This window comes from Microbacterium xerophyticum (assembly GCF_053543555.1).
The window spans coordinates 1,105,013-1,127,026 of the sequence record NZ_JBLVOB010000007.1 but is presented as its reverse complement, the minus strand read 5'-3'; the positions used below and the strand labels follow the sequence as shown (position 1 = coordinate 1,127,026).

27 protein-coding genes and 1 pseudogene are annotated in these 22,014 nt (G+C 68.5%); 17 read left to right on the top strand and 11 right to left on the bottom strand.

Annotation, left to right across the window (positions count from 1 at the left end; translation table 11 throughout):
• Nucleotides 1–58: 58 nt before the first annotated feature.
• Both ACNPNP_RS17075 and ACNPNP_RS17070 read right to left on the bottom strand, forming a co-directional pair.
• Nucleotides 59–1,573, bottom strand: coding sequence for an NCS2 family permease (locus tag ACNPNP_RS17075; protein ID WP_448967214.1), 1,515 nt, complete (start codon nt 1,571–1,573; stop codon nt 59–61).
• A 39-nt stretch (nt 1,574–1,612) separates the two neighbouring features.
• The gene (locus tag ACNPNP_RS17070) at nt 1,613–2,143 is read right to left on the bottom strand and encodes a nucleoside deaminase (RefSeq protein WP_448967213.1); all 531 of its coding nucleotides are present in this window, start codon (nt 2,141–2,143) and stop codon (nt 1,613–1,615) included.
• A 234-nt stretch (nt 2,144–2,377) separates the two neighbouring features.
• On the opposite strand from ACNPNP_RS17070, the gene ACNPNP_RS17065 reads away from it, so the two are divergent.
• The 5 genes from ACNPNP_RS17065 to moaA are packed head-to-tail and all read left to right on the top strand — an operon-like array spanning nt 2,378 to nt 6,633.
• Entirely contained in the window at nt 2,378–2,782 is a 405-nt protein-coding gene (locus ACNPNP_RS17065; RefSeq protein ID WP_448967212.1) for a TOBE domain-containing protein, read from the top strand.
• Nucleotides 2,779–3,570 (top strand): molybdate ABC transporter substrate-binding protein, encoded by a 792-nt coding sequence (gene modA / locus ACNPNP_RS17060; protein WP_448967211.1) that lies wholly within the window; start codon nt 2,779–2,781, stop codon nt 3,568–3,570. Before ACNPNP_RS17065 ends, modA begins: the two co-directional genes overlap by 4 nt.
• Nucleotides 3,567–4,403: an ABC transporter permease gene (locus tag ACNPNP_RS17055; protein WP_448967210.1), complete on the top strand. Its 837-nt coding sequence runs from the start codon at nt 3,567–3,569 to the stop codon at nt 4,401–4,403. The genes modA and ACNPNP_RS17055 overlap by 4 nt, the downstream gene beginning before the upstream one ends.
• Nucleotides 4,400–5,503 carry a sulfate/molybdate ABC transporter ATP-binding protein gene (locus ACNPNP_RS17050; protein WP_448967209.1) on the top strand — a complete coding sequence of 368 codons (1,104 nt, stop codon included), beginning with the start codon at nt 4,400–4,402 and terminating at the stop codon, nt 5,501–5,503. Before ACNPNP_RS17055 ends, ACNPNP_RS17050 begins: the two co-directional genes overlap by 4 nt.
• 35 nt (nt 5,504–5,538) lie before the next feature.
• Complete coding sequence (moaA, locus tag ACNPNP_RS17045) at nt 5,539–6,633, top strand: GTP 3',8-cyclase MoaA (RefSeq protein WP_448967208.1); 1,095 nt, start codon at nt 5,539–5,541, stop codon at nt 6,631–6,633.
• Between the two features lie 19 nt (nt 6,634–6,652).
• Here the strand turns inward: moaA and ACNPNP_RS17040 are convergent, their stop codons facing one another.
• Nucleotides 6,653–7,063, bottom strand: coding sequence for a molybdenum cofactor biosynthesis protein MoaE (locus ACNPNP_RS17040; protein WP_448967207.1), 411 nt, complete (start codon nt 7,061–7,063; stop codon nt 6,653–6,655).
• Complete coding sequence (locus tag ACNPNP_RS17035) at nt 7,060–8,253, bottom strand: ThiF family adenylyltransferase (RefSeq protein WP_448967206.1); 1,194 nt, start codon at nt 8,251–8,253, stop codon at nt 7,060–7,062. The genes ACNPNP_RS17040 and ACNPNP_RS17035 overlap by 4 nt, the downstream gene beginning before the upstream one ends.
• A gap of 91 nt (nt 8,254–8,344) precedes the next feature.
• Here ACNPNP_RS17035 and ACNPNP_RS17030 point away from each other — a divergent pair, with 91 nt between their 5' ends.
• The 6 genes from ACNPNP_RS17030 to ACNPNP_RS17005 all read left to right on the top strand — a co-directional run bounded on the left by ACNPNP_RS17030 (nt 8,345) and on the right by ACNPNP_RS17005 (nt 12,198).
• Nucleotides 8,345–8,593: a MoaD/ThiS family protein gene (locus ACNPNP_RS17030; protein WP_448967205.1), complete on the top strand. Its 249-nt coding sequence runs from the start codon at nt 8,345–8,347 to the stop codon at nt 8,591–8,593.
• A 7-nt stretch (nt 8,594–8,600) separates the two neighbouring features.
• The gene (locus tag ACNPNP_RS17025) at nt 8,601–9,887 is read left to right on the top strand and encodes a molybdopterin molybdotransferase MoeA (RefSeq protein WP_448967204.1); all 1,287 of its coding nucleotides are present in this window, start codon (nt 8,601–8,603) and stop codon (nt 9,885–9,887) included.
• Nucleotides 9,880–10,350: a cyclic pyranopterin monophosphate synthase MoaC gene (gene moaC / locus ACNPNP_RS17020; RefSeq protein ID WP_188435254.1), complete on the top strand. Its 471-nt coding sequence runs from the start codon at nt 9,880–9,882 to the stop codon at nt 10,348–10,350. Before ACNPNP_RS17025 ends, moaC begins: the two co-directional genes overlap by 8 nt.
• Complete coding sequence (locus tag ACNPNP_RS17015) at nt 10,347–10,826, top strand: MogA/MoaB family molybdenum cofactor biosynthesis protein (protein ID WP_448967203.1); 480 nt, start codon at nt 10,347–10,349, stop codon at nt 10,824–10,826. Before moaC ends, ACNPNP_RS17015 begins: the two co-directional genes overlap by 4 nt.
• Before the next feature lie 153 nt (nt 10,827–10,979).
• Nucleotides 10,980–11,615, top strand: a complete 636-nt coding sequence (locus ACNPNP_RS17010) for a hypothetical protein (protein ID WP_448967202.1) — start codon at nt 10,980–10,982, stop codon at nt 11,613–11,615.
• Nucleotides 11,616–11,634: 19 nt separating this feature from the next.
• Nucleotides 11,635–12,198, top strand: coding sequence for a dihydrofolate reductase family protein (locus tag ACNPNP_RS17005; RefSeq protein ID WP_448967201.1), 564 nt, complete (start codon nt 11,635–11,637; stop codon nt 12,196–12,198).
• A gap of 6 nt (nt 12,199–12,204) precedes the next feature.
• Here ACNPNP_RS17005 and ACNPNP_RS17000 read toward each other — a convergent pair whose 3' ends face one another.
• Entirely contained in the window at nt 12,205–13,572 is a 1,368-nt protein-coding gene (locus ACNPNP_RS17000; RefSeq protein WP_448967200.1) for a reverse transcriptase family protein, read from the bottom strand.
• Between the two features lie 268 nt (nt 13,573–13,840).
• Between ACNPNP_RS17000 and ACNPNP_RS16995 the strand changes: the two genes are divergently transcribed.
• A complete protein-coding gene (locus tag ACNPNP_RS16995) occupies nt 13,841–14,068 on the top strand; it encodes an RNA-binding S4 domain-containing protein (RefSeq protein ID WP_448967199.1) in 228 nt (75 codons plus the stop codon).
• A 19-nt stretch (nt 14,069–14,087) separates the two neighbouring features.
• Here the strand turns inward: ACNPNP_RS16995 and ACNPNP_RS16990 are convergent, their stop codons facing one another.
• From ACNPNP_RS16990 to ACNPNP_RS16980, 3 genes are all read right to left on the bottom strand, one after another.
• Entirely contained in the window at nt 14,088–14,693 is a 606-nt protein-coding gene (locus tag ACNPNP_RS16990) for a class I SAM-dependent methyltransferase (RefSeq protein ID WP_448967198.1), read from the bottom strand.
• 34 nt (nt 14,694–14,727) lie between these two features.
• On the bottom strand, nt 14,728–15,060 hold the full coding sequence (locus tag ACNPNP_RS16985) for a sigma-70 family RNA polymerase sigma factor family protein (RefSeq protein ID WP_448967197.1): 333 nt from the start codon (nt 15,058–15,060) through the stop codon (nt 14,728–14,730).
• Between the two features lie 62 nt (nt 15,061–15,122).
• A complete protein-coding gene (locus tag ACNPNP_RS16980) occupies nt 15,123–16,016 on the bottom strand; it encodes an RNA polymerase sigma-70 factor (RefSeq protein WP_448967196.1) in 894 nt (297 codons plus the stop codon).
• 178 nt (nt 16,017–16,194) lie between these two features.
• Here ACNPNP_RS16980 and ACNPNP_RS16975 point away from each other — a divergent pair, with 178 nt between their 5' ends.
• On the top strand, nt 16,195–16,980 hold the full coding sequence (locus ACNPNP_RS16975) for an SDR family oxidoreductase (protein WP_448967195.1): 786 nt from the start codon (nt 16,195–16,197) through the stop codon (nt 16,978–16,980).
• Between the two features lie 45 nt (nt 16,981–17,025).
• Nucleotides 17,026–17,781 carry an SDR family oxidoreductase gene (locus ACNPNP_RS16970; RefSeq protein WP_448967194.1) on the top strand — a complete coding sequence of 252 codons (756 nt, stop codon included), beginning with the start codon at nt 17,026–17,028 and terminating at the stop codon, nt 17,779–17,781.
• 5 nt (nt 17,782–17,786) lie between these two features.
• On the opposite strand, the gene ACNPNP_RS16965 is transcribed toward ACNPNP_RS16970, so the two are convergent.
• Entirely contained in the window at nt 17,787–18,452 is a 666-nt protein-coding gene (locus ACNPNP_RS16965; protein ID WP_448967193.1) for a cation diffusion facilitator family transporter, read from the bottom strand.
• The gene (locus tag ACNPNP_RS16960; protein ID WP_448967192.1) at nt 18,449–18,787 is read right to left on the bottom strand and encodes an ArsR/SmtB family transcription factor; all 339 of its coding nucleotides are present in this window, start codon (nt 18,785–18,787) and stop codon (nt 18,449–18,451) included. The genes ACNPNP_RS16965 and ACNPNP_RS16960 overlap by 4 nt, the downstream gene beginning before the upstream one ends.
• Before the next feature lie 71 nt (nt 18,788–18,858).
• On the opposite strand from ACNPNP_RS16960, the gene ACNPNP_RS16955 reads away from it, so the two are divergent.
• Nucleotides 18,859–19,710, top strand: a complete 852-nt coding sequence (locus ACNPNP_RS16955; protein WP_448967191.1) for a sugar nucleotide-binding protein — start codon at nt 18,859–18,861, stop codon at nt 19,708–19,710.
• Nucleotides 19,711–19,722: 12 nt separating this feature from the next.
• On the opposite strand, the gene ACNPNP_RS16950 is transcribed toward ACNPNP_RS16955, so the two are convergent.
• Entirely contained in the window at nt 19,723–20,208 is a 486-nt protein-coding gene (locus ACNPNP_RS16950; RefSeq protein ID WP_448967190.1) for a MarR family winged helix-turn-helix transcriptional regulator, read from the bottom strand.
• A gap of 89 nt (nt 20,209–20,297) precedes the next feature.
• Between ACNPNP_RS16950 and ACNPNP_RS16945 the strand changes: the two genes are divergently transcribed.
• Complete coding sequence (locus ACNPNP_RS16945) at nt 20,298–21,410, top strand: LLM class flavin-dependent oxidoreductase (RefSeq protein ID WP_448967189.1); 1,113 nt, start codon at nt 20,298–20,300, stop codon at nt 21,408–21,410.
• Between the two features lie 38 nt (nt 21,411–21,448).
• Nucleotides 21,449–22,014 (top strand): annotated as a pseudogene (locus tag ACNPNP_RS16940) (LLM class flavin-dependent oxidoreductase); the annotation flags it as partial.

Here is a 22,014-nt window from a genome sequence, read left to right as displayed (position 1 = left end):
CACCGCACGCGACGGTGCCCGATGCCGCGCGAGCAGCACCGGGCACCGTCCACGAGTCTCAGCCGCCGAGGAGCGTCTCGATCGGCCCGCGCACGAAGTACAGCGTGAACCCGGCGGCGACGATCCACATCAACCAGTGCACCTTCCTGGCGCGGCCGGAGAGGGCGTTCACCAGCGTCCACGAGATGAAGCCGACGCCGATGCCGTTGGCGATCGAGTAGGTCAGCGGCATCGTCACGATGGTGAGGAACACCGGCAGCGCGACCGCGAACTTCGTGAACTTGATCTCCTTGACCTGCGCCATCATCATCGCTCCCACGACGACCAGCGCCGCGGATCCGACCTCGATCGGCACCACGAGCGTGAGCGGGGTGAAGAACATCGACAGCAGGAAGAGCACGCCGACGACCACCGATGAGAGTCCGGTACGGGCCCCCTCCCCGATGCCGGAGGCACTGTCGACGAACACGGTGTTCGACGATGTCGAGGTCGCTCCACCTGCCACGGCGCCCAGACCCTCGACGACGAAGGCGGAACGCAGGCGCGGGAAAGTGCCGTCCTTGTAGGCCAGGCCCGAGTTCTTGGCGAGGCCGGTCATCGTGCCCATCGCGTCGAAGAAGTTCGAGAACACGAGCGTGAAGACCAGCATCGTCGCGGCGAGAGCGCCGATGCGCCCGAACGAGCCGAAGAGGTCGAACTGCCCGACCAGCCCGAAGTCGGGGATGGTCACGAACGACGTCGGCAGTTCCGGGATGGTCATGTGCCACCCGCCGGGGGCCTCGGCGCTCGTGCCGAGCTTGAGGAACGACTGCGCGACGATCGCGATGACGGTCGACGCCACGATGCCGATCAGGATGCCGCCCGGCACCTTGCGGGCCACGAGCACGCCGATCAGGATCAGCCCGATCAGGAAGATGAACGTCGGCACCGAGGTGATCGAGCCGCCGTCGCCCAGCTGCACGGGCGGGCCACCGGGAGTGCGGTTGACGAAGCCCGAGTCCACGAATCCGATGAACGCGATGAACAGCCCGATGCCGACCGTGATGGCCGCCTTGAGCGCGTGGGGCACGGCGTTGAAGATCGCGGTGCGGATGCCGGTGGCTCCGAACAGCACGATGAGGAGGCCGTTGATCACGACGAGTCCCATGGCCTCCGGCCACGTCACCTGTCCGACGACGGCCACCGCGAGGAAGGAGTTGATGCCGAGCCCCGCGGCGAGCGCGAACGGAAGGCGCGCGATCACACCGAACAGGATCGTCATGACGCCGGCCGTGAGGCCGGTCGCTGCGCCGATCTGCGCGCTCTGCAGTGCGTTGCCGGCGACGTCCTCGACGCCGCCGAGGATGAGCGGGTTCAGGATGACGATGTACGCCATGGTCACGAAGGTGACGACGCCTCCGCGGATCTCACGGGCGAACGTGGACCCCCGCTGGGTGATCTCGAAGAAGCGGTCGAGGGCGTTCTTGGGTTTCGCGTCGACGGTGGTGGTCGCTCCGGTGGGGAGCGGCGGATGCTCGGGCGGAAGCGGTTCCGCTTCGCCCGAGTCGTCGCGTGTGGAAGTTGTTGAAGACATCATTGGCTCCAGTCGATGGATCGAGTCGGCAGTGCGGGATCAGTACTCGGTACGGGTGGCCGTGCCGGTCCACTCGGTGAATGCGGCGATGCGCTGGGCCGGCGGGAGGGGTTCCTGCGCGACCGGCATGATCGCGCGGTCCTCCGGGCCCCCCTCGAAGTAGCGGTAGAAGACGGCATCGTCGAAGCCGGCGTCGGCGGCGTCGTTGCGGTCGGCGGCGAAGTAGACCTTCTCGACCCGCGCCCAGAGCGACGTGGCGAGGCACATCGGGCACGGCTCGCAGCTGGTGTAGAGCACGGCTCCGGAGAGGTCGAAGGTGCCCAGCGCCTGACAGGCGTTGCGGATGGCGGTGACCTCGGCGTGGGCCGAGGGGTCGAGGTTGGCCGTCACGCGGTTGACGCCTTCGAACACCTGGCCGTCGGAGGAGACGATGAGGGCACCGAACGGCCCGCCTTCGTTGCGGACGTTCTCTGTCGCGAGATCCACGGCGCGGGCCAGGTACTCGGCCGGGGTCGGGGTGCCGTCTGTCGACGACGGTGCAGTGGACGGGTTGATACCGATCGTGTCCATGTGGGAGAGGTTCCTTGCGTCGGACGCTGATGCGACGAGGTTGCGACGGGTGTCATGCGCGGTCCTCGTCGATCCGCTGGCTTCTGGGTACCTGCGTGCCCGGATGTTCGCGGGTCGCAGGGCTTTATGACCCTAACAGCGAAACAGCCGATCGTCCATCTTTTTCGGAATCTGTTTTCCGCTATGCGATATCCATCATTGCACCTCCGCAGATGCGGGGGTACAGTGCATCTCATGACGCATTTTCGGATCAGTGAAGCCGCCGCGCTCCTCGGCGTCAGCGACGACACCGTTCGGAGGTGGTGCGCCGACGGCATCCTCTCGGTCTCTCACGACGGTGCCGGCCGACAGGTCGTCGACGGCGCCGAGCTCGCCGCGCACGCCAAAGTGCTGGCGACGGCGGTCACCGACGTCGGAGACGTCAAGCGGAGCGCACGCAATCGGTTCACGGGTCTGGTGACGAAGGTCGAGATCGACGGACTCATGGCCCAGGTCGAACTGCAGTGCGGGCCCAACCGCGTCGTGTCTCTGATGTCGTCCGAGGCCGCGCGGGAGCTGAGGCTCGACGTCGGCTCCAAGGCCGTCGCGGTGGTCAAGGCCACCATGGTCATCCTCGAGACCGACGGCGACGCCCGATGATCTCTCGATCCGCGCATCGACGCGCGGCAGCGACCGGTGTGCTCGCCGCCGCGCTCGTCTTCACCGGCTGCACCGGCGGAACCGCAGAGGTCGGGGACGGTGATGGTCGCCCGAGCGGAGAGCTCACGATCTTCGCGGCCGCTTCGCTGTCCGGAGCGTTCGACGAGCTCGCGGCGCAGTTCGAGGCGCAGCATCCGGACGTCGACGTCCTGCCGATCAGTTACGACGGCTCGTCCGTGCTGGCGACCCAGCTGATCGAGGGCGCCACGGCCGACGTGTTCGCCTCTGCCGATGAGCGGAACATGACGAAGGTGACCGACGCAGGGCTCGCCGCAGGCGCGGAGGCGTTCGCGACGAACACCATGCAGCTCGCGGTGGCACCGGGCAATCCCGATCGGATCGACGGGCTGCCCGCTCTCGCAGACGACGACCTGATCGTCGTGATGTGCGCCGCCGAGGTGCCGTGCGGTGCCACCGCCCGCGCGCTGCTGGATGCCGCCGGCGTCGAGGTGACGCCGGCCAGCGAGGAGCAGAACGTGACAGCGGTGCTGGCGAAGGTGAAGTCCGGCGAGGCCGATGCCGGGCTCGTCTACCGCACCGACATCGCGGCGGCCGGCGATGCGGTGGGGGCCGTCGACATCGAGGGCGCCGCCACCGCGACGAACGTCTACCCGCTCTCGACGCTGGCGGATGCCGCGAATCCGGGCGCTGCGGAGGCGTTCGTCGACTTCGTGCTCTCGGACGACGGGCAGGCGGTCCTGCACGACTTCGGATTCGGTGCGCCGTGAGCGCCGCGCAGACCGCGGCACACCCCGGGGCGGCCGGCTCCGTCCTCGGGCGTATCCCGCCCTGGCTCGCGGTACCTGCCGCCCTCGGGGCGCTCGTGCTCGTGCTGCCGTTCATCGCACTGCTCGCGCGTCTGGACTGGACGGGGGTGCCCGCCGCGATCACGTCGCCCGCGGCGCTGCAAGCGCTCACGCTGTCGCTGTCGACGGCGTCGATCGCGACGGTGGTGTGCGTGATCCTCGGCGTGCCGCTGGCGCTGGTGATCGCCCGTAGCCCGCAGTGGCTCGCCGCGATCCTGCGCACGCTGACGACCTTGCCCCTCGTGCTGCCGCCGTTGGTGGGCGGCATCGCACTGCTCTCGCTTCTCGGCCGCGGAGGCATGTTCGGCGGCGCCCTCTCCGCTGCCGGGATCCAGATCCCCTTCACGACGGTCGCGGTCGTGATCGCCCAGGTCTTCGTCGCACTCCCGTTCCTCGTGATCTCCGCCGAGGGGGCCCTGCGCACGGCCGGCACAGGGCACGAGCTGGTCGCCGCCTCGCTCGGCGCGGGGAGGTTCACCGTGTTCCGCCGGGTGACCTTGCCCCTGGTGGCGCCCGGGCTGGTGGCCGGAACCGTGCTCTGCTTCGCACGGGCGCTGGGAGAGTTCGGTGCCACCGCGCTCTTCGCCGGCAACGCGCCGGGTGTCACCCGCACGATGCCGCTCGCGATCTATACCGCGTTCAACGGGGCAGGGGTGCAGGAGGACACCGCGATCGCGCTGTCGCTGCTGCTCATCATGGTCGCCGTCGCGGTGCTGCTGCTGATGCGCGGCTGGCGAGCGGATGCGGTCCGATGAGCCTCGACGTCGACATCCGCGCCCGCGTCGGCACGTTCACGCTCGAGGCGGCGATAGCGGCCGCCCCCGGCGAAGTGCTCGCCGTCCTCGGACCCAACGGATCGGGGAAGTCGACGCTGCTCGGTGCGATCGCCGGTCATCTCGACCACGTCGGGCGGCATGCGGAGGTGTCCGGCCGGATCGCGCTGGGCGATCGGATGCTGGACCGATCGGTGCCGCCGGAGCGCCGACGCGTCGGCCTGCTCGGTCAGCACACCACGCTCTTCCCGCATCTGACCGCCCTCGACAACGTCGCGTTCGGCCCGCGCGCGCAGGGGACGCCCCGGAACGAGGCCGCGGCGATCGCGCGCAGACACCTCGACGACGTCGGTCTCGTCGACCTCGCTGATCGACGACCCGCGCAGCTCTCGGGAGGGCAGCGCCAGCGCGTCGCGCTGGCCCGTGCACTCGCTGCGGCGCCCGATGCGCTGCTGCTCGACGAGCCGTTCGCCGCCCTCGACGTGCAGACCTCCGCCCAGGCCAGGCGCCTGGTGTCGGAGCTCCGAGATCGGGTGAGCGTTCCGATGGTGCTGGTCACGCACGATCCGATGGATGCCGTCATGCTGGCTGCGCGGACCGTGGTGCTCCAGGAGGGGCGGGTCGTGCAGGAGGGCTCCACCAGGGACGTGCTCGGCCACCCGGACTCCGCGTTCGTGGCGGCGATCGCCGGTGTCAATCTCGTCGCGGGGGTGGCGGAGCGAGAGGGCGTTCTGCACGCGGCTGCCCCGACGGCGTCATCGCTGTCCACGACGTGGATCGGTCGCGGAGATCGGCTGCAGCGCGGCGAGTCGGGCACTGCGGTCTTCTCCCCCGGCGCGGTGCGGGTCCACGCGGGTCCGATCGCGGCGTCCGAGGGCGTCGGCGCTGCGCCGAACACCTGGAGCGGCACGGTGGCTCACCTCGAGCCGATCCCCGGTGGCGTGCGACTGTTCACCGTCGAGCATCCGGACATCGCGGTCGACAGCTCGTCGATGGCGGCCGTCGACGCCGGCATCCGCCCCGAGGCCGTTCTCACCTTCTCGGTGCCGGAGGACGACGTCTCTGTGCGCCGCTCGCGCTGAGCGGTGCTACCGTTGCCCACACGAAAGGGACGGCGATGGCGAGCATTCCGATTCCCGCACCAGAGCGGGCGACAGGGGCGTCGCGCCTGCCCTCGACCGGCGGACTGGTCGACAAGTTCGCGCGGCCGATGCGCGATCTGCGGATCTCGGTGACGGACCGGTGCAACTTCCGCTGCGTCTACTGCATGCCGCGCGCGGTATTCGGTCGTGACTACGCATTCCTCGATCGTGATGAACTGCTCAGCTTCGAGGAGATCGAGCGCATCGCACGCGTCGCAGCCGCCCACGGTGTGCGCAAACTGCGCCTGACCGGAGGCGAGCCGCTGCTGCGCCGCGGCATCGAGGAGCTCATCTCGCGTCTCGCCGCGCTGCGCACACCCGAGGGCGAGAAGCTCGAGATCGCCCTCACGACGAACGGCTCGGCGCTGACCGTGAAGGCGCAGGCCCTCAAGGATGCCGGGCTCAGCCGCCTCACCGTCTCGATCGACTCGCTCGACGACGACCTCTTCCAGCAGATGAACGACGTGCGGTTCCCCGTCTCGCGCGTGCTCGACGGCCTCGATGCCGCCCACGCCGCGGGGTTGGGGCCGATCAAGCTGAACATGGTCGTCAAACGCGGGCTGAACGACGGCGAGATCGAGGCGATGGCGTCGCATTTCAAGGGGACCCCCTACACGCTGCGTTTCATCGAGTACATGGATGTCGGAACCTCCAACGGCTGGTCACTCGACGAAGTGGTGCCCTCGGCGGAGATCGTCGAGCGGATCAGCGCGCTGCATCCGCTCGAGCCGGTCGGCCCCACGGTGACGGGAGAGACAGCCCAGCGCTGGCGGTACACGGACGGCTCAGGAGAGATCGGTGTGATCTCGTCGGTGACGAACACGTTCTGCGGCACCTGCAACCGTGCCCGCATCTCCACTGAGGGCAAGCTCTTCACCTGCCTCTTCGCCACCGAGGGGCACGACCTGCGCGCGCTGCTGCGCGAAGGGGCCGACGACGCAGAGCTCGCCACCGCCATGGCATCGATCTGGGGAGCGCGTGAGGACCGGTACTCCGAGATCCGCTCCAGCCTCACACCCGAACTCCGTGCATCACGCCAGCGCATCGAGATGAGCTACATCGGCGGCTGAGCACCGCTCGGCGCAGACGTCAGAGGCCGACCCACTCCGAGACGCCGTCGTCGTAGTGCTGCCTCTTCCAGATCGGCACACCGCGTTTGATCTCCTCGACCACGAGTTCGCATGCGCGGAACGTCTCCGCGCGATGGCCGCCGGATGCCGCCGCGTAGAGGGCGATGTCACCGATGCGCAGATCTCCGACGCGATGGGCGGCGGCGACCAGCAGGCCGGTCTCGGCCCCGACGCGTTCGACGATCTCGGCGAGGAACCGCGCGGCATCCGGATGCGCGCGATAGTCGAGCGAGCGCACCGATCGACCACCGTCGTGATCGCGGACGACCCCGCAGAAGGTGACGACGGCGCCGTGCGCGTCGGAACCGACGGCGGCACGCACCGCGGCCTCGTCGATCGGATCCTCCGATATCAGCGCGAAGGTGGTCATGAGTTCACGGACTCCTTCCGTGCCGGATCGTCGATCGCAGCATCCTGCACAGTGTCGCCGACCACGTGTCCGCCGACGGCCGTGAACGCCTGAACACCGCCGGCGAGGTACGTCACCGGGAATCCGCGTTCGGCGAGCGCGCGGGCGGCGCGGCGGGAGCGCGGGTCGCGTTCGCAATAGATGACGATCGGATCGCCGCTGTCGACCGCAGGGTTCTCCCCGGCGTCGAGGGTGCCCAGCGGCAGAAGCTGCCCGCCCGGGATGCGCCGCGCGCGCGCTTCGTGCGGCTCGCGCACGTCGACCAGCTGCACCGGTCGGCCCTCCCTCATCCACTGCAGCAGTTCGGCGGCCGAGGTCGCGGCCGGATCGCCCTCGGTCGAGTCGCCCTGCACGCCGCAGAACAGCTCGTAATCGATGAGTCCGGTGACAGGCGCGCGCTCGTCGTCGGCGGCGTACGAGATCTCGCGGGTGCGGGCGCTGAGCGCATCGTAGAAGAGCACCCGCCCGAGCAACGGCTCCCCGATGCCGACCACGAGCTTGACGACTTCCGTCGCCATGAGCGATCCGATCGCGGTGCACAGGCTCGGCAGCACCCCGCCCAGCTCGCAGGACAGCGTCTCGTCCGCCGGCGGCGGTGCGGGGAACAGATCGCGGAAGGTCGGCCCGTGCCCGCGCCACGCCACCCCGACCTGGCCGTGGAAGCGCAGGATGCTGCCCCAGATGAGGGGCTTTCCCGCGAGTTCTGCGGCGTCGTTCGAGAGATAACGCGTCGGGAAGTTGTCGCTGCCGTCGACGATCAGGTCGTACTGCTCGAGGATCGCCGGCTGGTTGTCGGACGTCAGTCGCTCGCGGTGGATGATCAGCTCGCGCCGCGGGTCGATCGCCCGCACGGTGTCGGCGAGCGAGTCGACCTTCGCCCGGCCGATGTCGCCCGTGCCGTGGCTGAGCTGGCGGTGAAGGTTCGACAGTTCGACAACGTCGTCGTCGGCCACGCCGATCGTGCCGACGCCGGATCCTGCGAGGAGTGGGACGATCGCGCTGCCGAGACCCCCGGCGCCGATCACGAGCACGCGTGCCGCGCCGAGGCGCCGTTGCGCATCCTCACCGAAGCCGGGCAGCATGAGCTGACGGCTGTAACGGGTGATGCGCTCGGGCTCCAGCGCGGGGCCCGGCTCGACCAGCGGGATCATGGTGCAATAGTACGCGTCGAACTTCACCGCGGGGCGAGGCGTTTCCACGATACGAAGTTCGAATTCCATCCCTTGAACTAGAATGGACAGCATGGCAATCGTGACGGTGCGATACTTCGCCGCCGCCTCCGAGGCAGCCGGTCGCGAGCAGGAAGACCTGGATCTCGGTGGGGCGACGACCCTCGGCGGGCTGCGCGAGGTGCTCGAGCGCACCTACGGCGAACCGATGTCGCGCGTGCTCCGCTCGGGCTCGTTCCTCGTCGACGGAGTCGTGCGTCGCGACCCTGCGCACGCGATCGGTGCGAAGGTCGACATCCTGCCGCCCTTCGCCGGAGGATGATCGGATCATGACCTCGAGCCCCGCCGCCCCGGCCGACCACGCCGCAGCCGTATCCGCACTGCTCGGCCCCGTGCTCGCACGGCTGACAGACGATGCGAACGCCGAGCTGGTCGCACTGACGCCTGGTGCCGCCTCAGGGCGGGTGCTGTCCGCTGACGTGCACAGCCTGATCCAGGTGCCGCCGTTCACGAACTCGCAGATGGACGGCTACGCCGTGCTCGCCTCCGATCTGGCCTCCGCGTCGGAATCCGCGCCGGCGCGGCTCGGCATCGGCGTGACCAGCGCCGCGGGCGACGCCGTGCACGAGCACGCTCCCGGGACGGCATCGCCGGTGATGACCGGTGCGCCGATCCCGTCGGGGGCGGATGCCGTCGTGCCGATCGAGCTCGCCGACCCGCCACGTTTCGTCGGACTCGGTGGTGAGCAAGAGAGTGCGGCGGGCGAGACAGTCGGCTTCCAGGCGCCGGTCGAGGTCGGTGCGTTCGTCCGTGGCGCCGGCGCCGACCTCGCGGTCGGAGCGACCATCCTTCCCGCCGGAGCACGGTTGGGTCCGGCGCAGCTGGGCTCACTGGCCTCCGCCGGGGTCACCGAGGTTCGGGTGCGCCCGCGACCGGTCGTGCTGCTGCTCTCCACCGGGCACGAGCTGCGTGCGCCCGGCGATGAGCTGACCCCCGGACAGATCTACGATGCCAACACCGCGTCGCTCACCGCGGCTCTCGAGCAGTGCGGGGCGACCGTCCGCACCGCTTTCGCGCCGGACGACGCCCCTGCCGTGCTGGACGCGATCTCGCAGCATCCGGATGCCGACCTCGTGGTGACCACAGGCGGAGTCAGCGCCGGCGCATTCGAGGTGGTGCGCGATGCTCTCGAACCAGCCGGCGTGCGATTCGGGAAGGTCGCGATGCAGCCGGGTGGCCCGCAGGGACTCGGCGAGGCACGAGTGCGGATCGGCGAGCACGACCGCTCGGTGCCTGTGGTCGCCTTCCCCGGAAACCCCGTGTCCGCACTGCTGTCGTTCGAGATGTTCCTGCGGCCCGTCCTGCGTGCCGCGTCCGGCCTCGATCCGGCCCGTCCGGTGCAGCGTGCACTGCTGGCCGATGCTCTCCGGTCTCCGCGGGACAAGCACCAGATCCGTCGCGGACGACTGCGGGCGGACGGTAGCGTCGAGGTGGGAGCTCCCGGTTCGCACCTGCTGCACGATTACGCGCGGGCGACGGTCCTGGTGCACGTTCCGATCGGCGTCGACGCACTCCCTGCGGGCGCCGAGGTCGAGGTATGGAGAATCGATGAGTGACCTGACGCACCTGCGTTCCGACGGCTCCGCCCACATGGTCGACGTCACCGACAAAGCGGTCACGCGGCGCGAGGCGCGCGCGCAGGCCGTGCTCGTGACGACGGAAGAGGTCGTGGCGAAGATCGCCGACGGCTCCCTGCCCAAGGGTGAGGCGCTGGGAACGGCGCGGCTGGCGGGCATCATGGGGGCCAAGCAGACGTCGAACCTGATCCCGCTGTGCCATCCGCTTCCGCTCACCAAGCTCTCGGTCGACCTCGAACCGCAGGGCGACCGCGTGCGGATCGTCGCGACCGCTGTGACGAACGGCGTCACCGGCGTCGAGATGGAGGCGCTGACAGCCGCGAACATCGCCGCGCTGACGCTCTACGACATGATCAAGGCCGTCGACAACCGCGCCGTGATCACCGATGTGCTGGTCCTCGCGAAGTCGGGCGGCAAGAGCGGCGACTGGTCGCGCGAATGACCAGGCGCGCCGCGGTTCTCGTCGCGTCGACCCGCGCGGCGGCGGGGACGTACGAGGACCGCACCGGGCCGGTGATCGCCGACTGGCTGCGCGCCCGCGGCTTCGAGTCGGCCGATCCCGTCATCGTGGCGGATGCTGCGATCGCCCATGCTCTCGCAGAACTGCTGGCGCAGCATCCGGATGTGATCCTCACCACCGGCGGGACCGGTGTGTCGCCCGATGATCGCACGCCGGAGGCGACCAGGGCGCTGCTGGAGATGGAGTTGCCGGGGATCGCCGAGGAGGTGCGCCGGCGCGGCGCGGAGGTCACGCCCACGGCCATCCTCAGCCGCGCCACCGCCGGCGTCGCCGGCCGCACGCTCGTGATGAACCTGCCCGGTTCCACGGGAGGCGTGCGCGACGGCCTCGCCGTGCTCGACCAGGTTCTCGATCATCTGCTCGATCAGATCGCCGGCGGAGATCACCCGGCGCACTGACCTGCGCGACGCGCGATATCCGCTCCTCCGAAAGGATGAGCAGGTCAGGGATGACCGTGACCGATGTCATGCCGATTCAGGACTGTTGTGCACTTCTTCGCGCGGCGAGCCGCTTGTAACGTCGATCGGACGGACGCGGAACGGAGATGACGAATGGTGCGCAGAGCCAAGCCGGGGGATGACCATCCTCTGCAGCGCTACCGCTGGTGGCAGATGTTCTCGCGGTCGCTGTTCCATCTGCGTCAGGACGGCTTCGCCGGAAGACCGGAGGTCTGGTCGGTCGATGTCCGCCATGGCGGCGACTCGAACGGAGAGGTGTGGGCTCTGCTCTATCTCGACGGACGCAACCAGGCGCGCTCCAGGCTTCCCGCGGCCTTCCGCATCCCCGGGGGCACCATCGAGGTGGCCACGAGCAACTACGGATTAAGGCGCTGTCACTACGTCGCCGATGACGGGACGGTGCGGATGCTCGTTCCCGATCCCGCATCCGCTGAGGGGCGCCGCGCACGCCTGGATCAGACGCGTCCGACGCTGAGCCGCGGGATCGGAGTCGTGTCGGTGGTGGTGCTCGTCATCGCGCTCGTGCTCGGCGTGCCGCAGATCATCGAGGACATCACTCGGATTCCTCCCATCGCCGACGCCGTCGGAACGTTCGACAGCCCGATTCATCTTCCGGCGTTGGCGAACATCTCACTGGTCGTCGGTGGGCTCGTGGCGAGCACCGAGCGCGCGCTGCGCATGCGGTACAACTGGATCCTCGACGGCGGCCTGTTCGAAGGCGATGATTAGTGATGACGATCGGAGAGTCATGGGCAAAGTCACGTGGGGATTCACCAGCTCCATCGACGGTTTCATCGCCGGCCCGGGTCACGACATGAGCTGGCTGTCGGCCGCAGAGCCGATGGCTGAGGGCATGACGGCGAGCATGGCCGGCGAGGTGGAGGTGATCATCTCCGGCAGATCCGGGTACGACGCCGCGAAGGCCCAGAGGGACGAGCGCGACGAGATGACCGCCGAGGCTTACGGCGGCGCGTGGTCGGGAACCGAGTTCATCCTCACGCACAGACCGGACGAGATCGCGGATGATCCGACGATCATTCCGCTCGACGTGGACATCGTCGAGGCCGTCCGTCGGGCCAAGGAGATCGCCGGCGACAAGGACGTGCAGATCATCAGCGCTGACATCGCCCGTCAGGCGCTCGAGCATGACCTGATCGACGAGCTGCAGGTGTTCGTCGCACCGGTGTTCCTCGGCGACGGCATCCGGATCTTCGATGTTCCCGGTGGACGCCGCTACGACTGGGAACTGGTCGAGGTCTACGAGGGCGCGGAGCGGAGCTTCGGACGGAAGTACCGGCCCAGACGCAGCTGACCGCGATCACCAACGGATGCGCAGGAACTGTGCGCGCAGCTTCTCACCCCGCTGGGGATTCAGGTTCTCGACCCACGAGATGCGGCCGAGCAGATGCGCGCGGAAGTCGGCGAGCCGGCGGTGATTCTGACCGTGCGGGCCGTGCACGACGCAATTGTGGATCGTCGCCTTGAGTCGGTCGTAGTCGGCTCGTGAAACGTTGAGGTGCTGGTTGACGACGATTCCGGTCACGCTCTGCCTGACGCCCTGGCGCCTGACCCTCGTCTTGTGGGCGTTGGCCGTGTGCCCCTCGTCTTCGATGATCCGCCGCACGCCGCGGATGAAAGCGTCCGGGCGTCGCGCGAGTGCGCCGTCGCCGCTGAACGCGAGGTCATCGGCGTAGCGCGTGTAGGTCGCGCCGACGGCATCCGCCCAGCCCGTCAGTCGCGAGTCGAGACGCCGGATGGCGAGGTTCGCCAGCATCGGCGAGGAAGGTGCGCCCTGCGGCAGATGGCTCGTCGCCAGAGCTCGGCGCAGGGCGAACCGCTCGTCGGGGGATCCTCCGGGCGGCATGGCCGCAATGACGCGCGCGGGGACGGCGTTGGTGCACAAGCCGGTGATGACGTGCGCGACGGCCTCGGCGTAGCCCGCCTGCCGAAGCGTTCCGTAGATGCGACCGGCCGTCACGCGGGCGAAGAATGTCGTGAGATCGAGCGAGATGACGATGTCGGACGCGGTGTGGAGGGCTGCACCGGTGCGCGCGCTGCGCCCGGGTATGAAGCCGTGGGCGGCGTCGTTCGCGGGGATGAGCGCCAGCACACGGGTCAGAAGCCTTCGCTGGGCGCGGCGGATCCGGTCTTCGGGGATCTCCAGCAGGCGCGGGATGCGTCCCGGTCGAGTGCGCCACTCGTAGCGGTAGTGGTGCAGCGGCCCAGGACGAGCGCGGCGGTTCCAGTGCTTGGTGTCGGCGAGCCACTGCAGCCGGCCGATGTCGAGGTCGAGCACGGATGCGAGATCCGGGATGCTGTCGATGCGGGGCAGGTTGCCGGCAGGTGGACGCGATGCCGTTGGGCCGACCACGTGGTGGTGGATGCGCAGCGGCGCGCGGCGTTCGTCGGCCTTGCGCACCGCTTCTGCGAAATCGGGAGAGCGGAGGATCACCGAGGTCAGTAGCCTCGGGGCATCGACGGGCGGGCGGACGAAGGCGGTCAGCACATCGTCCACGAGCGGTGAGAGCCAACGGCGCCGTGCTCCCATGACATGAGCGCCGGCGTCGACGAGCGACTTCTTCGCCCAGACCTCTGACGCGAGGAACGCATCGGCCAGAGCCGCAGCGACGGCGGAGGGCTGCTCGCGCGGAGTGCGGGCGAGCACGCGGGCCGCGGTCGTTGCCACCATCAGGAGATGACCGTCGGCGTGCGATGGCCTGCGTACGACTCGTCCATCAGTGCGGGCACCGGTCTGCGCGAAGCGCAGTGAGGCGCCTGCGGCGTTCGTTCCAGGTCAGACTGCGTACCCCGGGGTGACCCCGGAGAGAGCGGAACACATCGTGAACCACTCGCCTCGTCCGCAAGCCATCGCACGGCGCCACGATAGCAAGGAACGCCGACGTCCGGCCGGCATCGACCGCATCCTCGCCCGCTCGGACGGTTAGCATTCAGGAATGACGAACGCTGACAAGATCGACGACGTGCCCATCGGGGGCGAGGTCATCCGCCTCGGACAGTTCCTCAAGTTCTCGGGCCTGCTCGACTCGGGCGGCAACGCCAAGGAGGTCATCATCGATGGCTACGTGAGCGTCAACGGCGAGGAGGAGCGTCGGCGCGGACGGCAGCTGCACGACGGCGATCTCGTCACGTTCGAGGGACGGACCGTCCGCGTCCGTCCGTGAACTCCACCTCGCGAAACGGTCACTCGGCGGGTCTCTGCCAGAGCACCAGATAGCGCCACATCGCCAGCCGAGTCCAGCTGCTTCCCTGGAGCACCCTGGCCGCGCTGCGCTTGACGTCGGCATACGTGTGGGGAGGCGGCCATACCGTCGGCGCCGTGTGCTCCCAGATGCCGTGTCGACGCATGTGTCCGGCCTGCGCGACGAGGCCGGCGACGTCGTACAAACGGTCGATCGGTCGTGATGACTCTGCAAGTCCCACAACAGCAAGAACTCCGCCCGGCGAAGTCAGCTCTGCCAGGCGAGCGAAGGTCTTGTCGAGGTCAGGAAGGTGGTGGACAGCCGCCACAGAGGCCACCACGTCGAACGACGCGGGCGGAAATGGATGGCTCATCAGGTCGCCCCGGATCCAGCTCACGCCCGAGTCCTCGATGCGAGCGGATTCCAACACGTCTGGATCGATGTCGATCCCGGTCACATCCGGCACACGAGCATGAAGGTCAGCCGCGAGCAGCCCGTTTCCCGTACCGAAGTCGAGCGCGGTTCGCGCACCGGGCGGGATGGCATCGAGTATGCGGCGGTGATAGTGGATGTTGTTGTTCCAACGCACCGAACCCTCGCGTGTCATCCGTCCACTCTTGCATGTGGTCGGCGTCACACCGTCAGCGGTTCCAGTGCCGCAGCTTCTCAGGGTTGCAGACGACCCAGATGCTCGACAGCATCCCTGATCGCGTCTCGGCGGTGATCACGCCGGCGACCGCACCGTCTCGAATGAGGATGATGCCCGGCTCTCCGTTTATCGACGCCACGGCGGCTGACGTCTCCGGTGTCACCAGCGCGAGCAGTGCGGATGCTGTGGCCACACGGCCGTCCAGGATCGTCGATGCGCCCGGCAGGAGGCCGCCGCTGTCGATGGTGAGCAGAACCTCTCGGTGCACACCCGCGCGTACGCCTTCGCCGTCGCCCGACATCATCGATCTCGCGAGCGCGCTCATGGTGGCCTTGTCTGCGGCACCACGGAGGCTCCGGCGCCTCCACGCCGGGGGCTGCCTTCCGTTCATGCCCCGACCGGGGTCACGTGCTGGAGCTTGGGCGGGCTCATCACCCAGAGGAGCTGATGGATGCCGTCGCGCGAGGCATCCATCGTCACCATGGTGGTGACGACTCCGTCTTCGATGAGCGTCGCCGCAGGCTGACCGTTCACCTGCACCCATCCGATCGTCTTGCCCGTCCAGAAATGATGCGCGAAAGCGGCGACGAACTTCGCGACCCTGCTGCGCCCGATCATCGGGATGCGGGCCGCGAGCTTGACCCCGTTGCCGTCGGTGTAGCTCACGACGTCGGCGGCGAAGAGACTCTCGAGCGCGTGGGCGTCACCCTTCTGCGCGGCGGTGAGGAACGCCTCCAGCAGGCGGCGCTGGGCGGACGGCTCCACCGTCGCTCGTCGACTGGATTCGAGGTGCGCCCGCGCTCTGCTCACCAGCTGCCTGGCGCTCACGACGCTCACCGAGATCACCTCGGCGATGCGCGGGTACGGGTAGTCGAACGCCTCCCGCAGGATGTATGCGGCGCGTTCGGTCGGAGTCAGCTTCTCGAGTGTCAGCAGGATCGCGAACTGCAGCGCCTCGGCCCGCTCCGCTCCCAGGGCAGGATCGTCGTCGGTGTTCACCGGCTCGGGCAGCCAGGGGCCGATGTACGTCTCGCGCCTGGCGTGCGCGGACTGCAGCACGTTGATCGAGAGCCTCGTCGTGATCGTCGCCAGGAACGCGGCGGGCTCGAGGATTTCCGCACGATCGGCGTTCTGCCATCTGATCCAGGTCTCCTGGACGAGGTCCTCCGCGTCGGCCACGGTGCCCAGCATCCGGTAGGCGATCCCGAACAGGCGTCGTCGATGCGCGGTGAAGACCTCCGTCGCGTCGTCGAGTTCTCCGACGTCATCCTTCGACTGCACCCGTCCGCCTCCTGTCTCTCATGATCCACCCGCGGAATGCCTCGCGACAGCTACGACAGCGCAGCGCCGTGATCTGTGACAGATCTGTCACACCGCGAGGGGCTGCGCTGTCTATGGGTCAAGGGCACCTGTCCTTGACCCATAGACACTCGGACCCATAGAGACTCGGAGGAGCGACATGAGAATCACTGTCATCGGCGGAACCGGCCTGATCGGCACCAGGCTGGTGCGAATCCTGCGATCGACCGGCCATGACGTCGTCGTCGCGGCGCGCTCGACGGGCGTCAACTCGTACACCGGCGAAGGGCTGGCGGATGCCTTGGCAGGAGCCGACGTGCTGATCGACGTCTCCAACTCGTCGTACACCGACGAAGAAGCCGCACGAGAGTTCTTCTACACCTCGACCATGAACCTGCTCAGCTACGGCGAGGCCGCTGGAGTCGGCCACCACGTCGCGCTGTCAGTGGTCGGCACCGATCGCCTCGCACGCGCCGAGGGCGGATACTTCATCGCGAAGGAGCAGCAGGAGCGCCTCATCGCGGCATCTCAGCGACCGTTCTCTCTGGTGCACGCGACGCAGTTCTTCGAGTTCATCCGCAACATCACCGACCACGCCGTGCGCAGCGGCGCTGTGCGCGTCGCGGACGTGCTCATCCAGCCCATGGCGGCCGACGACGTCGCGGCCGCTGTCGCGCAGACCGCCCTCGGCGAGCCGGTCTACGGCACCGTCGAGTTCGGCGGACCGGAGGTCTTCACGCTCGATGAGATCGCCGTGCAGGATCTGCGCTACCGCCAGGACGATCGCGAGGTCGTGCCGGATCCGCTCGGCACATACTTCGGCGCGCGCCTCGCCCGTCGTGATCTTCTGCCGGAGGCGACGGCCACGATCGCGCCGACCCGCTACCACGACTGGCGTGTTCAGTCTCCGAGCGCTGTCACATCTGAGGGTGCGCCCCTGTCATAGCTGGTGGATGCCGGTTCGGCACCTCCCCAATCGAAAGGCATGGAAATGGCAAAGATCGTCGTCATCGGAGGCACCGGCCTCATCGGCTCGAAGGTCGTCGCGAAGCTCACCGAGCACGGCCATGAGGCCGTGGCCGCGTCGCCGAACACCGGAGTCAACTCCCTCACCGGTGAAGGCCTGGCCGAGGCACTCACCGGCGCGAACACCGTCGTCGACGTGTCGAACTCGCCGTCGTTCGCTCCGGACGATGTGCTCGAGTTCTTCACCACGTCGACCCGCAACCTGCTCGAAGCGGAGGCGACGGCAGGCGTCACCCACCACGTCGCGCTCACGATCGTCGGCACGAACCGGCCGCAGAACATCCCGTACTTCGCGGCGAAGGTCGCGCAGGAGAAGCTCATCCGCGAGTCCGGCGTCGCCTACTCGCTGGTGCACGCCACGCAGTTCTTCGAGTTCGTCGGCAGCATCGCCGACATCTCGACCGAGGGCGACACGGTGCGGCTGCCCGGTGCACTCATCCAGCCGATCGCGGCGGAGGATGTCGCCACCGCCGTGGCGCGTGCCGCGGCCGGGGATCCTCTGGGCGATGTCGAGATCGCGGGACCCGAGGCGTTCGGGATGGACGAGTTCGTGCGCCGCGGGCTGGCCTTCCGCGGCGACGCCCGGACCGTGATCCGAGACGACGACGCCCCGTACTACGGCGCGAAGATCGAGGAGCGCACCCTCATCCCCGTCGAGGGCGCGCAGATCTTCGAGACGACCCTCGAGGAGTGGCTGCCGCTGAACCCGCCCCGCCAGTAGCGGGCTCAGTGCTCATGCGCCTCGTCGTCCTCTTCCAGCAGCATCCCGACCGAGGTCGCGCACGCATCTCCGCGCCAGGCTTCCAGGCCCTCGCGCACGGCGAAGGCCGCGATGACGAGCCCCGCGATCGCATCCGCCCACCACCAGCCGAGGAGGCTGTTGAGCACGAGGCCGACGAGGACAGCGGCGGAGAGATAGGTGCACAGGAGGGTCTGCTTGGAGTCTGCGACCGCCGTCGCAGACCCGAGCTCCTTCCCGGCACGGCGCTCTGCGAAGGAGAGGAAGGGCATGATCACGACGCTGAGCGCAGTGATCGCGATCCCGACGGGAGAGTGCTCGACATCGACTCGCATCAGCAGAGCGACCACCGAGTTGACCGTCACGTAGATCGCCAGCGCGAAGAACGCCACGGCGATCACCCTCAGCGTGCCCTTCTCCCATCGCTCAGGGTCGCGGCGGGTGAACTGCCAGGCGACCGCCGCCGCCGACAGCACTTCGATCGTCGAGTCCAGCCCGAACGCGATCAGGGCGGCCGAGGACGCGACGGACCCAGCAGTTATCGCGACGACCGCCTCTATGAGGTTGTAGACGATCGTGGCCGTGACGATCCAACGGATGCGGCGCTGCAAGATGTGCCGGCGGCTGTCGGTGGTGACGCTCGAGGACATCATGCGCACGTGCACCTCTCGCCGGTGCAGCATTCCGGTTCGACGTGGAGCACGACGCCGAGGAGTTCGTTGAGCGCGGGCGCCAGATGTGAGTCGGCGAGGCGATACGACGTGCGCCGCCCTTCTGGAACAGCCTCGACGAGGCCGCACCCGCGCAGGCACGCGAGCTGATTGGACATGACCTGTCGGGAGACTCCCAGCGCCTCGGCGAGATCGGACGGATACGCCGGAGCGTCACGCAACGCGAGGAGCACACTCGCGCGGGTCTGATCGGACAGAGCGTGGCCGAGCCGTGCGAGCGCAGCGGTGTGCGTCACAGTGGCCGTCATCGTCATCATGTGTTCGATGATACAGGTTTGGCTGAACAATCCCGTCCAGCACTCGCGCGTCATGTGACAGATTGGAATCGATGAACTCGCTTCCCGATCCGCTCCCCGCACCGCCAGGCCGCACTCTCCTCGTCGGCTTCGGCAAGCTCGGTCGACGCCTCGCGCCGCGACTGCTCGCCGACGGCGGAGAGGTCATCGCGCTGCGGCGCAGCGACGATCCGCTGCCCCAGGGCGTCGACGGCATCCGTGCAGATCTGGCGTCTCCCATCGAAGCGGGCCTGCCCGCGGTCGATGCGATGCTCGTCACGCTGCCTCCACCCGGCGGCGTCGACGGTTATCGCACGGCGCTGGGCCATCTCGCTAATGCCCTCCCCCACGCCCCCGCTCGTACGGTCTTCGTCTCATCCACCGGGGTCTTCGACGGCACGGCATCCGCGCACCCCATCACCGAGCGCGACGAGCCGGCGCCGGCGGGCGAACGCGCGCGCGGACTGCGCGACGGCGAGCGCGCGGCGATCGAGATGTTCGGTGCGGTGATCGTGCGACCCGCGGGGATCTACGGCCCCGGCCGGGGCTTCCTCCTTCGACGGGTGGATCAGCACGCGATCGTGAACCATCGACGGCGCACGAACCGCATCCACGAGGTCGATCTCGTGCGCGCACTCGACCTGCTGCTGCGGATGCCGGACCCGCCGCCGCTCGTGCATGCCGTGGATGCGGCATCCGCCCCGCTGGGTGAGGTCGTCGAGCACATCGCCCGTGCGCTCGGCGTCGACCCGCCGCCCGACGATGCGTCGGCCGGACCGACGGGACTCGTGCACGACGGGTCGCTGCTGCGATCGCTCCTCGGCCACCTGGAGTACCCGACATACGTCGAGGGGTACTCCGCGATGATCGCGGAATCCGCCCGCCGCATCGCACGACCCGAGTAGTCGGGCGCGAGGTCACACCGTGGGTGCGGGCGGGCCGTCCGTACCGAGATGACGCTGGAGCGCAGCGGAGATGTCGTCGAGGTGCGCGAGCTGCTGCGGGGTGAGAGCGTCGATGAACAGCTCGCGCACCGCGCGCAGGTGCGGAACCGACCCGGCCCGGAACGACTCGCGGCCGGTGTCGGTGGCTGTGACATCCACTCCGTGCGGATCGTCGACGCACGGGATACGCCTGATCAGGTGGCGCTTCTCCATCCGGCCCAGATGATGCGAGAGCCGGCTGCGCTCCCATCCGATCAGAGCGGCCAGCTCCGCCGATCGGAGGGTGTACTGCGGCGCCTCCGTGAGGGCGAGAAGCACCTGGTAGTCGCCGCTCGACAGCGACGACTCGCTCAGCAGGCGACTGCCCAACCGCGTGCGCAGCACCTGCGCGGTCTCGATGTAGTCGCGCCAGATACGCAGTTGCTCGCGCGTCGGCATCGTGCGGTGGTGCTGAACCATCTGGTCTCCTCGGAATAGACACGTCAATACCCATGTTGCAGCATTGACGCGTCAATTCGGATGCTCCGGTGACGGGAAGGGTGCTGATCATGGCGATTCGAATCGGTGACATCGAGTTCGGGCTGAACTCGTTCGGCGACGTCGCCACTGATAGCGGGCGCGTGATGTCGGATGCCGAATCGCTGCGGCTGCTCGTCGAGGAAGCCCAGCTGGCCGAATCGGTCGGGCTCGACGTGTTCAGCATCGGCGAGCACTACCGCGAGGGAATGGTCGACGCCGCCACTCCCGTCATCCTCGCCGCCGCCGCGCAGGCGACATCGACCATACGGCTCGGCACCTCTGTCACCGTGCTCTCTACCCAGGATCCGGTGCGGCTCTATCAGCAGTTCGCCACCGTCGACGGCCTGTCAGGCGGTCGGGCGCATCTGGTGCTCGGGCGCGCATCGGCGATCGAATCGTTCCCGCTTTTCGGCTACGACATCGCCGAGTACGAGCAGATCTTCGAGGAGAAGCTCGAGTTGTTCCTGCGTCTGATGCGCGAGGACCGGGTGACGTGGACCGGTCGGTACCGCGCGCCGCTGGAGAACGTACGTCTTCACCCGCGGATGCCCGACGGCGGGATACCCGCCTGGATCGGCATCGGTGGAAGCCCCGACTCGGTCGTGCGCGCAGCCAGGAACGGACTGCCGCTGATGATGGCGATCATCGGCGGACGCCCCGAGCGGTTCGCCGGGCACGCCGAGCTGTATCTTCGTGCGCTCTCGCAGTTCGGCCAGCCCGAGCTGCCGATCGGTCAGCACTCCCTCGGATTCATCGCCGACACCGACGAAGACGCGAAGAACACGCACTGGAAGCACTGGCAGCCGGTCGTCACCGCGATGAGCGAGGAGCGCGGCTTCTACGCACCCACCCACGAGCGGTACGAGACCGAGGTCGGCACCGGCGCACTGTATGTCGGGTCGCCGGAGACGGTCGCCCAGAAGATCGCGCGCATCGTGCGTGCCAACCATCTGTCCCGCTTCGACCTGAAGTACGACGTGCTGCATCTGCCGCGCGAGGCCCGTGAGCACAGCATCCGCCTGTTCGGTGAACGCGTCGCGCCTCGCGTGCGCGAGCTGCTCGAAGACGACCCGGGCGAGTGGCATCTCACCGGGCGCACTCCCGCAGAGATCGTCAAGGGCGGCAAAGCCGCCCACGCCTGAGATCCACCAGAGCCCAGAACCACGAAAAGGAAGAGACCATGAGCGACTTCACCGACCTCGAGTTCGGCATCGACACGTTCGGAGACCTGCCCCGCGACGATCAGGGGGCTGTCGTCTCGTATGCTGCGGCCATCCGCGCCACGGTCGCGGAAGCCGTGCTCGCCGACGACCTGGGCATCGAGGCGGTGGCGATCGGAGAGCATCACCGCCCCGAGTTCGCGATCTCCTCCCCGGAGACCGTGCTGGCGGGAATCGCGACGGCGACCGAGCGCATCCGACTCGGCTCGGGCGTCACCGTGCTGTCGTCGGACGACCCTGTGCGGGTGTTCCAGCGCTTCGCAACGCTCGACGCCCTCTCGAGCGGTCGCGCGGAGATCATCCTCGGCCGAGGTTCGTTCACCGAGTCGTTCCCGCTGTTCGGCTACGACCTCTCCGACTACGAGCTGCTCTTCGACGAGAAGATCGACCTGTTTCACGCCCTGCTGGATGAGAAGCCCGTCACCTGGGAGGGAACGACCCGAGCCGCGCTGCACGAGGCCGATGTCTTCCCGAAGACCGACTCGGGTCGGCTGCGCACATGGGTGGGCGTCGGGGGATCACCGCA